Source organism: Streptomyces sp. NPDC002788 (genome assembly GCF_053592115.1).
Window position 1 is genome coordinate 241,934 of the sequence record NZ_JBSFVB010000006.1, and the last position, 12,672, is coordinate 254,605.

General features: G+C 73.4%; 7 protein-coding genes and 1 pseudogene. 6 read left to right on the top strand and 2 right to left on the bottom strand.

From position 1 onward, the window contains the following. Positions 1-54 precede the first annotated feature (54 nt). Both ACWD1U_RS14115 and ACWD1U_RS14120 read left to right on the top strand, forming a co-directional pair. Entirely contained in the window at positions 55-1,803 is a 1,749-nt protein-coding gene (locus ACWD1U_RS14115; RefSeq protein WP_451107354.1) for an ABC transporter ATP-binding protein, read from the top strand. After that, a complete protein-coding gene (locus ACWD1U_RS14120) occupies positions 1,800-3,869 on the top strand; it encodes an ATP-binding cassette domain-containing protein (RefSeq protein WP_451107355.1) in 2,070 nt (689 codons plus the stop codon). The genes ACWD1U_RS14115 and ACWD1U_RS14120 overlap by 4 nt, the downstream gene beginning before the upstream one ends. Here ACWD1U_RS14120 and ACWD1U_RS14125 read toward each other — a convergent pair. Further along, positions 3,792-4,415, bottom strand: a pseudogene (locus ACWD1U_RS14125) (response regulator transcription factor); the annotation flags it as partial. The gene ACWD1U_RS14120 and the pseudogene ACWD1U_RS14125 overlap by 78 nt on opposite strands. Before the next feature lie 221 nt (positions 4,416-4,636). Here ACWD1U_RS14125 and ACWD1U_RS14130 point away from each other — a divergent pair. Next, positions 4,637-6,793, top strand: a complete 2,157-nt coding sequence (locus ACWD1U_RS14130; RefSeq protein ID WP_451107538.1) for a SpoIIE family protein phosphatase — start codon at positions 4,637-4,639, stop codon at positions 6,791-6,793. Between the two features lie 390 nt (positions 6,794-7,183). On the opposite strand, the gene ACWD1U_RS14135 is transcribed toward ACWD1U_RS14130, so the two are convergent. Next, positions 7,184-8,566: a S1 family peptidase gene (locus tag ACWD1U_RS14135; protein WP_451107357.1), complete on the bottom strand. Its 1,383-nt coding sequence runs from the start codon at positions 8,564-8,566 to the stop codon at positions 7,184-7,186. A gap of 744 nt (positions 8,567-9,310) precedes the next feature. On the opposite strand from ACWD1U_RS14135, the gene ACWD1U_RS14140 reads away from it, so the two are divergent. The 3 genes from ACWD1U_RS14140 (at position 9,311) to ACWD1U_RS14150 (ending at position 12,672) form a co-directional block, all read left to right on the top strand. Further along, positions 9,311-9,526, top strand: coding sequence for a type A2 lantipeptide (locus ACWD1U_RS14140; protein ID WP_351416474.1), 216 nt, complete (start codon positions 9,311-9,313; stop codon positions 9,524-9,526). Positions 9,527-9,643: 117 nt separating this feature from the next. Beyond that, entirely contained in the window at positions 9,644-10,450 is an 807-nt protein-coding gene (locus ACWD1U_RS14145) for an HlyD family efflux transporter periplasmic adaptor subunit (RefSeq protein WP_451107358.1), read from the top strand. Continuing rightward, complete coding sequence (locus tag ACWD1U_RS14150; protein WP_451107360.1) at positions 10,447-12,672, top strand: NHLP family bacteriocin export ABC transporter peptidase/permease/ATPase subunit; 2,226 nt, start codon at positions 10,447-10,449, stop codon at positions 12,670-12,672. Before ACWD1U_RS14145 ends, ACWD1U_RS14150 begins: the two co-directional genes overlap by 4 nt.

The following is a 12,672-nucleotide window of genomic DNA, read 5'->3' on the forward strand; positions in this document are numbered from 1 at the left end:
CTCTCCCTTCGGGGAGGGGCCGCCCGGGGTCCTCCCGTCCCATGAAAGGCCGGTATGACCCCGCGTGCCGACGACGACCCGGCGGCCGGACACGCCCGGGCGCTGCTGCGTACGGCCACCCGGTACAGCGGGTCCCGCTGCCTGGCGCTGTGCCTGGTGAGCGTCACCGCGACCGGCGCCGGGCTGCTGCTGCCGGCCGCACTGGGCCGGGCCCTCGATCTTCTGCTGGCGCAGGCCCCCGCGACCCGCTGGGTGCTGTACTGCGCCGGCCTCGTGCTGCTGCTCGGCCTGCTCGACGCGGCCCAGACTGTCCTCACCGGCACCGTCGACGCCCGTTCGACCGCTTGGCTGCGCCGCCGGCTGACCGGGCACGTCCTGGGCGTCGGCCCGCGCGCCGCCGACCGCTTCGGCTCCGGTGACCTCGTCGCGCGTCTGGTCGGCAACGCCGCCGAGGCGGGTACCACGCCCGCTGCCCGCGCGGCGCTGGTGGCCGCCCTCGCCGGCCCGCTCGGCGGTGTGGTCGCGCTCGGCATGATCGACTGGTGGCTCGCGGCGGTGTTCCTCGCCGGAGCCCCCGTCCTCACTCTCGTTCTGCGTGCCGTCGCCCGTGACACCACGGAGAGCGCGACGCACTACCAGCAGGCGCAGGGCCGGATCGCGGCCGCGTTGGCGGAGGCCGTCGAGGGGGTCCGCACCGTCCGGGCCGCGGGTACGCAGGACAGGGAGACCGCCCGCGTCCTGCGGCCGCTGCCGGATCTGTCCCGAGCCGGGCACCGCATGTGGCGGGTGCAGGGGCGGGCCGCCGCCCGGGCGGTCGCCGTGGCGCCGCTGCTTCAGCTCGGGGTCGTCGCCGTGGCCGGTGTGCAGCTCACCCGGGACCGGCTGTCGGTGGGGGACGTCCTCGCCGCCTCGCGGTACGCGGTGCTCGCGACGGGCGTCGGCGTCCTGGTCGGGCGGCTCGCGGGCCTGGCCCGGGCCCGGGCGGCGGCGCGGCGTCTCGGTGAGGTCGAGACCGAGCCCGCCACCGCCTTCGGCGCTCGCCGGCTGCCCGAGGGGCCCGGGCGGTTGGAGCTGCGCGGGCTGACGGCCCGGCGCGGCGGACGCACCGTGCTCGACGGGGTGGACCTCGTCGTCCCGGGCGGCACGACCCTGGCCGTGGTCGGCAGGTCCGGCGCGGGCAAGTCGCTGCTGGCCGCCCTCGCCGGGCGGCTCGCCGAACCGGACGCGGGCGAGGTGCTTCTCGACGGGGTGCCGTTGCGCGAGCTGCCGCACGACGACCTGCGCCGCGCGGTCGGCTACGCCTTCGCCCGCCCGGCTCTCCTCGGCGGCACGGTCGAGCAGGCGATCGGCCTCGGCCTGTCCTCCGTCTCCCCCGCCCGCATCCGCGATGCTGCCCGAACCGCCCTCGCCGACGACTTCGTCCGCCGCCTCCCGGACGGATACGACACGCCCGTCGCGAACGCGCCGCGCTCCGGTGGCGAGTCCCAACGGCTGGGCCTGGCCCGGGCGTTCGCGCACGGTGGCCGTCTGCTGATCCTCGACGACGCCCTCTCCAGCCTCGACACGGTGACCGAACGCCGCATCACCGACGCCCTCCTCAACGGCCGGGGCAGCACCCGGCTCCTGGTCGCCCACCGCAGCGCGACGGCCGCGTGCGCGGACGCGGTGGCCTGGCTGGACGAGGGGCGGGTGCGGGCGGTGGGACGGCACGAGGAGCTGTGGCGGATCGCGGAGTACCGGGCGGTGTTCGGGGAGGCGGCGGGCACCGCGTACGCGGAGGCGGAGGGCGGAGCGCAGACATGACCGGCGACACCACGACCCTGCCCGCCCGGGGACTGCGCTTCCTGCTGGCCCGTCGGCGCGTCCTGCTGCGGCTCACCGCCTGGTCCGTGCTGGAGTCCGGGCAGACCTTCCTCATCGGGTACGGGCCTGCCCGCGCCCTGGACGGGGGATTCCTGCGCGGACGGGCGGATGTCGGGCTGGTCTGGCTCGCGGTGACCGGGCTCGGCGTGCTGGCCGGCTCCTACGGCACCGCGCGGGTCTACGCCGCCGTCGCCGCGCTGGTCGAACCCCTCCGGGACCGGCTGGTGGAGCGGGTCGTCTCGCGCGGGGTGCGCACCGGTGACGCGGGCTCCCTGTCGGGGCTCACGCAGCAGGTGGAGATCGCCCGGGACACCTTCGCCGGACTGGTCATGGTGTCCCGCTCCTTCGTGTTCACCGCCGCCGGCGCCCTGGCCGGCCTGTTCACGCTCGCCCCGCCGCTCCTGCTGGTGGTGGGGCCGCCCCTGGCCCTCGGCGTGGCCCTGTTCGCGGCGACGCTCCGGCCGCTCGCCCGGCGGCAGGAGACGTTCCTGGTCGCCGACGAGGCCCTGGCCGGCCATCTGGGCACCGTCTGTCCGGGCCTGCGGGACATCACGGCGACCGGCGCGGAGGCGTGCGTCGCCAGCGGCACCGGAGAACGGATCGAGGCGGAACTGCAGGCGGCACGCGCCCTGGCCCACTGGGGGGTGCTGCGCGTGGCGTCCCTGACGATCGGCGGTCAGCTGCCGATCGTGTTGCTGCTCGCCACCGCCCCGTGGCTCCTGGCCCACGGCGTCACCACGGGCGCCCTGGTCGGCGCCCTCGCCTACGTCACCCAGTCGCTGCTGCCCGCCCTGCGCAACCTGATCCACGGCCTGGGCGCCAGCGGCTCGCGGCTGACGGTGGTACTGCGACGGCTGGCCCCGTCGAACTCCGGCACGGCCCCCTCGTCCGAGGGCCCCGGCGCGACGGACACCGCCGATTCGATCCGCCCGCACCACAGTCCCGGGCCCCCGGACGACGCCGACCCGACCCACCCGGACGGGAGCCCCCGCCCCACGGCCCGCGGTGCCGGCTCCGACGCGCCCCGCCGGGGCGGCTTCCCCAGGGCCGCCGCGAACCCGCCGCCTCGCACCGCGGCCCCGCTCCCCGCACCCCGGAGCGGCGAACCCCGCGAAGACCTACGCCCCGCCCTCGCCCTCACCCGCGTCACCTTCGCCTACGGCCCCGCGAGCAGCCCCGTCGTCCAAGACCTGAGCCTCACTCTTCCGCCCGGCGCGCATCTGGCCGTGGTCGGCCCCAGCGGCACGGGAAAGTCCACGCTCACCGCGCTCGTGGCGGGACTCCTGACACCGCAGCACGGCACGATCCGGGTCGGCGGACACTCCGTTCCCGGCCCGGAGGCCGCCGCGGCGCGCGTACTCATCCCGCAGGAGGCGTACGTCTTCGGCGGCACCCTGGCCGAGAACCTCGCGTACCTGCGCCCGGACCGGGTGCCCGAGGAGGAACTGCTGGCCGCCGCCGAGGCGGTCGGTCTCGCCCCGCTGGCCGACCGGCTGGGCGGGCTCGGCGCCCGGGTCGACCCGGCGGCCCTGTCGGCCGGCGAACGGCAACTCGTCGCACTGACCCGGGCCTATCTGTCGTACGCCCCGCTGGCCCTGCTCGACGAGGCGACCTGCCATCTGGATCCCGAGACGGAGGAGCGCGCCGAGCGGGCCTTCGCGCGGCGGCCTGGCGGCACCTTGGTGGTCGTCGCCCACCGCATCAGCTCGGCCCGGCGTGCCGGCCGGGTGCTGGTCCTGGACGGCCGCGGCACCGCGTGCGGCGGCCACGAGGAGCTGCTGCGGACCTCGGCTCCGTACCGGGACCTCGTGGGCGACTGGGCGCCCGCGGTGCCCCGGCGGCGCTCAGAGCCAGCCCTGCCCCTGGGAGATGCGGATCGCGTCGATGCGGTTGCGGGCCCCGGTCTTGCGGGTGATGGCCGCCATGTAGTTGCGCACGGTCCCGTGGGACAGGTGCAGGCTCCCGGCGATCTCCGCGATGGAGGCTCCCTCGGCCGCGAGGGATAACACGCTCAGTTCTCTGCGGGTCAGCGGCATCTCGGCCGCCTTGAGGAACCCGAAGCCCAGCGAGTCGTTGACGAAACGTTCCCCCTCGGCGACCCGGCGTATCCCGCGCAGCAGGTTCTCCGGCGATCCCTCCTTGTCGACGTAGCCGAGCACCCCGGCCTCGACCGCCCGTTTCAGCAGTCCCGGTCTGTTCGCGGTGGCGAGCACGAGTAATCGCGGGCGGGGCCGGTCCGGGCCGGTCCGGCCCAGCTCGCCCAGCGGGGGGATGCCGTACGAGTCCGCGCACTCCAGGTCCGCCGCGCACACGTCCGGCCGCACCGACCGCAGCATGCCCGGCGCGCCGCGCCACGACGTGTCGTGCACCGCCAGATCGGACTGACCCCGCAGCCAGTCCGCCAGCACCGATCGCACCAGACACTCGTCGTGCACCAGAAGCACCCGGATCACTGCCACCTCCTCGCTCGCCGTACCCCCTCGCTCGCCCTGCTGAGCGCGTGCCCCATTGTTCGCGACGGTGACCCTGCGTGGGCGCGAAGATCCGGCCATCAGGGGGCGAGGGGGCGCACGCGGAGCGCCTGCATGCCGGGCCGAGCTTCGACTGCGGGGGCATGAGCCGGGGCGGTCGGGGTATGTGGGCGCCCCCGTCGGGGCCAGGGGGCTGTGACCGACGGTAACGAGGGGGTCCGCTCAGGTGCCGCTCGTCGTGCGCGACCGCCCGCCAGGGGGGAGATTTGTTCCTGAACTCGGTCGCGCGGCCGTGCGAGGAGGTGGTCGGCGTGTCCGACGGGCAATCGTCCGCGCAGGCGCCGGCAACCGCCAGGACGCCGGTCGGCCGTCCCGTGCTGTCCCTGGCGCTGGCCTCGATGATGGACGAGGTGCACGCCCACTCCGGCGCGGTGTATCTGCTCTCGCCGGAACAGCCGGTGCTGGAGATGGCGGTGATGGCCGGTCTGCCCCGGGCGTTCGCGGCGCCGTGGGAGCGGGTGGGGCTGAGCGCGCCCATCCCGGTCGCCGACGCGGCACGCGAGCGGCGGCTGGTGTGGGTCAGCGGCGAAGAGGAGATGGCCCGCCGTTATCCGCGCATCGCCGTGGTGCTGCCCTACCCGTTCGCCCTGGCCGCGGTGCCGGTCGCCACCGGGACCACCGTCTACGGCGCGGTCTTCGTGACCTGGCCGGGCGCACATCCGCCGGAGCTGTCCGACCATGAGCGGGAGCATCTGACGGCGGCCTGCGGCCGGCTGGCGGTCCGGCTGGAGCGGGCCGCCGAGCGCAGCATCCCGCCGCACCCCGAGACCGATCTGGTCGCCTCGCCCCTGGTGGGCGGCATGGCCGGCACGCTCGGCACGGTCGAGGCGGCCCGGATGGTGAGCCGGCTGCCGTACGGACTGGTCTCGCTGGATCTGCACGGGCGGGTCGGCTTCGTCAACGCGGCGGCGGCCGAGCTGCTGAACGTCCCGGTCAGCCGGCTGCTCGGCACGCAGCTGTGGGCCTCGGTGCCCTGGCTCAACGACCCGGTGTACGAGGACCGTTACCGGGCCGCGCTGATGAGCCAGCACACCACCTCGTTCGTGGCGCTGCGCCCGCCCGGCGAGTGGCTGTCGTTCCGGCTGTATCCGAGCACGACCGGCCTGAGCGTCCGCATCACCAGGTCCCGGGCCGTGTCGGAGATGAGTCGCACGGCACCGCCGCCCGACGGCGCGCCCTCCCGGCTGGTCACCATCTCGCAGGTGCTTAACCTGGCCGGCGCGCTCACCGAGGCGGTGGGTGTGCAGGACGTGGTGCAGCTGGTCGCGGACGAGATCGCCCCGGCCGTGGGCAGCCAGGCCCTGGTCGTCCTGGGATCCCGGGCGAACCGGCTGCGGGTGCTCGGGCATCGCGGGTACCGCGACGCGCACGTGGTCGAGCGGTTCGACGGCATGCCCCTGTCCGAAACCACGCCCGGCACACAGGTGCTGCGGACGGGCGTGCCCGCGTTCTTCGAGTCACAGGAGCAGCTGGAACGCCTGTACCCGGCGCGCCTCGCCACCCCCGACGGGTTCGCAGCCTGGGCCTACCTGCCGTTGATCGCCCAGGGCCGGCCCGTGGGGACGTGTGTGCTCTCCTACGCCGAGCCGCACCTCTTCCCCACCGAGGAGCGGGCGATCATGACCAGCCTGGCCGGGCTGATCGCCCAGGCGCTGGAGCGGGCCCTCCTCTACGACGCCAAGCACCGGCTCGCGCACGGCCTCCAGGAAGCCCTGCTGCCGCACTCGCTGCCGTCGCTGCCCGGCATCGAGGCCGCCGGCCGCTACGTGCCCGCCACCCAGGGCATGGACATCGGCGGCGACTTCTACGACCTGGTGAGCACCCAGGGGATGGCGGCCGCCGTGATCGGGGACGTACAGGGCCACAACGTCACCGCGGCCGGGCTGATGGGGCAGGTCCGTACCGCGGTGCGCGCGTACACGGCCGTGGGCCAGGCGCCCGAGGAGGTCATGCGCAGCACCAACCGGCTGCTGCTCGACCTGGGGTCCGACCTGTTCGCCAGTTGCCTGTACCTGCGGCTCGACCCGGCGCACGGCCGGGCCGTGATGTCCCGGGCCGGTCACCCCCCGCCGCTGCTGAGACGGCCCGACGGGCGGGTACGCGTCCTCGACCTCGCCGGGGGCCCGCTCTTGGGCATCGACGCCTCGGCGGTGTACCCCACCACGGAGGTCGCCCTCCCGCCCGGCTCCCTGCTGGCCCTCTACACCGACGGGCTGGTCGAGTCCCCCGGCACGGACTTCGAGGAGGCCCTCGCGGACCTGGGCCGGCGCCTGGCGGAGGCCGGGGAGCAGCCACTGGACGAACTGGCCGACAGCCTCCTCCACCAGGAGCGGCACCACACGGAAGGAGACGAACGGCCCGACGACATCGCCCTGCTGCTGATCAGGGCCGTCGGGTAGGGGCGGCGGATACCGGCTGCTCGACGCCCCGCAGGCGGGGAGGCCTCGACCCCGGCCCCCCGAGACACCGCACCCGGCACCGGGACGGGACGGCCGTCCCGGTGATCAGGGGCCAGGGCCCTCGGGTGGATGAGGCGGACGCCGAAAGCGGTGGGGGTCGCCTTCGGCGGCCGAAGCACCCGGCCCGGCACCACGACGGCCGGCCCTCCCGCCGGAGGGCCAGCCCGATCCAATACCGGACGGGATCGCGGCCGAGGACCGCGGGCGGGCCGGGGCCGCCTGTGGGCCGGGGCCGCCGCCTGGGAGCCGGTCCGGCCACGTCGGACCGGCCACGTCGGACCGGCCACGTCGGACCGGATCCGGACGGCTCCCGGGTCCTCGGGACTCGGGTCAGCGGGACTCGGTCAAACCGGAGTGGTCCTCGACGCCCTGACCCGCGTCCTGACCGGCACCGGCACCCGCTTCGTCGCCTCCGGCCCGCTCACCCGCACCGGCACCGGCCTCCTCGCCGGCACCGGCTTCCTCACCGGCACCGACACCGGCACCGGCCTCGCCACCGGCACCCGCTTCCTCACCGGCACCGGCACCGGCACCGGCCTCTTCGCCACCGGCACCCGCTTCCTCGCCCGCACCGGCGCCGCCGCCCGCCGCACCGCCCGCGCCGAGATTCGCGCCGACCGCCTCCAGGGCGGTGGTCACCGGCTGGAAGAACGTCTCGCCGCCGACCGTGCAGTCACCGCTGCCGCCCGACGTCAGGCCGATCGCGAGACCGTCCTGGGTGAACAGCGAGCCGCCGCTGTCGCCGGGCTCGGCGCAGACGTTCGTCTGGATGAGGCCCGTGACGGTGCCCTCCGGGTAGTTCACCGTGGCGTCGAGGCCGAGGACCTGCCCGTCGGAGAGCCCGGTGGTGCTGCCCATCCGGAAGACCTCCTGGCCGACGGTCGCCTCCGCGGCCTCCGTGATCTGGACGGTCTGGTCGCCGGTATTGACCTCGCTGGGCGCCTCGGTCGCCGGGTCGTCGTACTTCACGAGTGCGAAGTCGCCGTCGCCGGGGAAGGTCGACTGGTCGACGGTGGCGATCGGCTGACCCCCCTGGGTGTCGGACCACTCGTTGCCGCCGAGGGTGCAGTGACCGGCCGTCAGGAAGGCGGGCGAGCCGTCGCCCGCGGTGACGTTGAAGCCGAGGGAGCAGCGCGAGCCGCCCGCGAAGATGGCGTCACCGCCGGAGACGAACGGCTTGAAGGTGCCGGCGGACTTCTTGAGGGTCGCCATGCCGGAGCCGAGGCTCTGCACGGTGGATTGCAGTCTGTCCCACTTGGCGCCGGTCACCGTGCTGTCCGCCGTCACCAGGAGCTTGTTGGTGCGCGGGTCGATCGACCACGAGGTGCCCGCGATGGTCGCCTCGGACTTCAGCGTCGACGCGCCGTCCTTAAGTTCCGACCAGCTGTTGTCGACCTCGCGGACCTTCGCGCCCGCCGCCTTGGCCCGCACGATCACGTTGTTGTTGCCGCCCGGTACGACGTTGACGACGAGCTGCTGGTTGTCGCCGTCGTAGTAGGAGCCGCCGAACGCCTCACCGAGGAGCCCTGAGAGCTGCGAGGCGAGATCCGAGGCGTCGCCCGCCTTCAGGGTCTTCGGCGCGGCCGCCGCGTCGCCGGACGAACCGTCCTGCGAGGCGTTGGCATGGGGCAACAGGATCGCGGCCGCGCCGAGCGCCACCACGCTGCCCGCCGCTATCGCGGCCTTGCGCTTCGGAATTCGCTTGTGACTCAAACTTCTCTCCTCCTGGGGAACGGAGTAGGTGCCGCCGTCCGGCAACTTCTGGGGGGGCGCCTGGATGGCTGTTGGTACGCACGGGTCACGGGGGGCGTTCAATTCCGTTTGCAAGTGATCCCTTCGCATCCCGGAATCAGCCAACTCCCGTCGCCCGCGGACCGACCACGCGGTCTGTGGCACCCCTGGTCACAGCGGGCGGGCCGGGAAGGGCGAACCCGGCCGGCCGCGCCGGCTCCTGGCCGGATGACGGCCTTTCAGCTCAGGCCCTCGTCCGACACATCGAACAGGAACGCTCCGTATTCGCTCGGGAACGATCTGTTGTGATCCCGGAGTTGAATCCCGAGTTCAGCGAATCTGCACATCGGCTGCTCAACCCGGTCACCTGAAGAAGGGTTGTCCACAGGCCCGGCGCGTGGGTCACGCCTTTGGGGCGGGAGTGCCTGATTCGCCGTCCGGGGAAGCAAGGGCCTGAATGAGCCGATGCCGTGACGCATGTGAAGAGCTCGCCACCAAGCTGTGCGCAGACCTGCACGGATCGGTGCCGCTGAGGCGCAAGTTCCCTGGTGAGACGGGTGGTTGATTGGAAGCCCGCACCCGCAGCGTGCTTTGATCCATCGCACCGCGGGGGCCGCACAGGGCACTCGGAAACGAGAGTCCGGCACTCGCGGTCGCGGCCGTCATCTGTCCCCAGAGGGGGCCGCTCCCCCCTTGTGAGATATCCATACGAAGGGAAGTTCCATCATGAACTCCACCCCCCAGGTTGAGACCGTCGAGATCGCCGACGCCGAGCTCGACGCCGTTTCCGGCGGCCTGTCCGTGAACGCCGTGAACACCGTCACCGACACGGTCAACGGCATCGCTCCGGTTTCCGGCCTGGTCGACACGGCCGTCGGCACCGTCGAGGGCGTCACCGGCCTGAACACGGCCCCGGTCACCAACCTGGTCGCCGGTCTCTGATCGAGCCCCAGTGCCGTTGACTCCCGGAGCCGCAGCCGGCGGTTCCGGGATCTTCGGGTGCCGTGACAGCCTCTGTCGCGGCCGTCGGTACCTCTTCTACGGGTGAGGGAAGTTCCCTTGCAGTTCCGCCAACAGGCCCTCGCCAAGCTCCAGTCGCCGGAGGAACTCGACCTGCCGGTGCGCTTCGCCCGCCCGCAGGGCTGGCTCGTGCTGTCCGTGACGGTGGTCGCGATGGCGGCCGCTTCGGTGTGGGCGGTGACCGGTTCGGTGGCCTCCACCGTCAGCGCACCCGCCATCCTCACGCACGGGCACGGCAGTTACGTCCTCCAGAGCCCCGTCGCGGGCCAGGTCACGGCGGTGCTCGCGAAGCAGGGCGAGCAGTTGCCGGCCGACTCCCCCGTGCTCAAGGTCCGTACCGCCAAGGGCGAGACCGTCGTCCGCACGCTCGACGCGGGCCGTGTCTCCGCGCTCGCCGCGACCGTCGGGCAGATCATCCAGACCGGTGCGAACGTCGCCGCCGTCGAGAAGACCCCCCGCGCCGCGGACCCGCTGTACGCGACCGTGTACGTCCCCGCCGACAACGCCGCCTCGATCCCCGACGACGCCGCCGTCGACCTGACCGTGCAGTCGGTGCCGACCCAGGAGTACGGCGTGCTGCGCGGCCATGTGAAGTCGGTGGACCGCTCGGCCCAGTCCCCGCAGCAGATCGCCGCGTTCCTCGGCGACAGCCAACTGGGCGAGCAGTTCACGAAGAAGGGCAGGCCGGTGGCCGTGACGGTCCGGCTGGACAGGTCGTCATCCACGAAGAGCGGTTACAAGTGGTCGTCCGCGGACGGGCCGCCGTTCAAGCTGAGCTCCATGACGCTGGCCTCGGGGTCGATCCGGCTGGCCGACCAGCGTCCCGTCGACTGGCTGCTGCCATGAGCGCGACCGTGCAGGAGAACCGGGGCAGGCGTCGCGCCGCCCCGCCGAAGCGCAAGGTGCCCAAGGCCAGGGCGAAGACGGTCCGCACCCCCACCGTGCTGCAGATGGAGGCCGTCGAGTGCGGCGCCGCTTCCCTGGCGATGGTGCTCGGCCACTACGGCAAGCACGTCCCGCTGGAGGAGCTGCGCATCGCCTGCGGAGTCTCCCGCGACGGCTCGCGCGCCAGCAACCTCCTGAAAGCGGCCCGCTCTTACGGCCTGACGGCCAAGGGCATGCAGATGGACCTGGCCGCCCTCGCCGAGGTGACGTCGCCGGCCATCCTGTTCTGGGAGTTCAACCACTACGTCGTCTACGACGGCATGGGCCGCCGCTTCGGCCGCCGTGGCGTCTACATCAACGACCCCGGCAAGGGCCGCCGCTTCGTCCCCATGGAGGACTTCGACGGCAGCTTCACCGGTGTCGTGCTGGTGATGGAGCCCGGCGAGGAATTCACCCGGGGCGGACGCAAGCCCGGCGTCCTGGGCGCGATGCCCGCCCGGCTGCGCGGCACCGCGGGCACCATGCCCGCCGCCGTCCTGGCGAGCCTGCTGCTGGTGGCGGTCGGTGCTGCCGTGCCCGCGCTCAGCCGCACCTACATCGACGAGTTCCTGATCGGCAACCAGACCTCGTTGCTCGGTGTGCTGTTCGCGTCGATGGCGGCGTGCGTGCTGCTGACGGTCATCCTGACCTGGCTGCAGCAGGCCAACCTGCTGCGCGGCCGCATCATCTCCTCCACGCTCTCCAGCGCCCGCTTCCTACGGCATCTGCTGCGGCTGCCGGTGACGTTCTTCTCCCAGCGCAGCCCGGCCGACCTGGTGCAGCGGCTGCAGTCCAACGACGCGGTCGCCGAGACGCTGTCCCGGGACCTCGCGGCGGCGGGCGTGGACGCGGTCGTTGTCGTCCTGTACGCGGTACTGCTGTACACCTACGACCCGCAGCTGACGTTCGTCGGCATCGGCGTGGCGCTGCTGAACATCGTGGCCATGCGGGTCGCCATCCGGTTGCGCGCCACCCGCACGGCGAAGCTGCGCGCCGACACGGCCCGGCTCACCAACACCGCCTACTCCGGCCTGCAGCTGATCGAGACGATGAAGGCGACCGGTGGTGAGGACGGCTACTTCCGCAAGTGGGCCGGGCAGCACGCCACCACGCTGGAGGAGCAGCAGCGGCTCGGGGTGCCGAGCGCCTGGCTGGGTGTGGTCGCGCCGACGCTCGCCACCCTCAACAGCGCGCTGATCCTCTGGATCGGCGGCATGCGAGCGGTCGAGGGCCATATCTCGGTCGGTCTGCTGGTCGCGTTCCAGGCCCTGGTCACCCGGTTCACCGCCCCGCTGACCCGGCTGAACGGCGTCGCGGGCCGCATCCAGGACTTCGCCGCCGACGTGGCCCGGCTGAAGGACGTGGAGAACTTCAAGGCCGACCCGCTCTACGACCGCCCCGACGCCGCCGAGTCGACGCGGCGCCTCCAGGGTCATGTCGAGCTGGAGAACATCACGTTCGGCTACAGCCCGCTCGACAAGCCCCTGCTCACCGGGTTCGACCTGGCCGTCGGCCCCGGGCAGCAGGTGGCGCTGGTGGGCGGCTCGGGCAGCGGCAAGTCCACGGTGTCGAGGCTGATCTCCGGTCTGTACGCGCCCTGGGAGGGCGTGATCCGCATCGACGGGCAGCGCATCGAGGACATCCCGCGCGGAGCGCTGGCCGCCTCCGTCTCCTTCGTCGACCAGGACGTGTTCCTCTTCGAAGGCACGGTCCGCGACAACGTCGCGCTGTGGGACCCGTCCATCCCCGACGACGCGGTCGAGGACGCCCTGCGCGACGCCGCCCTGTACGACGTGATCACGCGCCGCCCCGGCGGCATCCACAGCAAGGTCGAGCAGGACGGGCGCAACTTCTCCGGCGGACAGCGCCAGCGCCTGGAGATCGCGCGGGCGCTGGTGCGCCGGCCGAGCATCCTGGTGCTCGACGAGGTGACCAGCGCGCTGGACGCGGAGACGGAACTGGTCGTGATGGACAACCTGCGCCGGCGTGGCTGCGCCTGTGTGGTGATCGCGCACCGGCTCAGCACCGTGCGCGACAGCGACGAGATCGTCGTCCTGCAGCACGGCACGATCGTGGAGCGGGGACGGCACGAGGACCTGGTGGCGCGCGGCGGCGCCTACGCGGCACTGGTCAGGGAGCGGTGA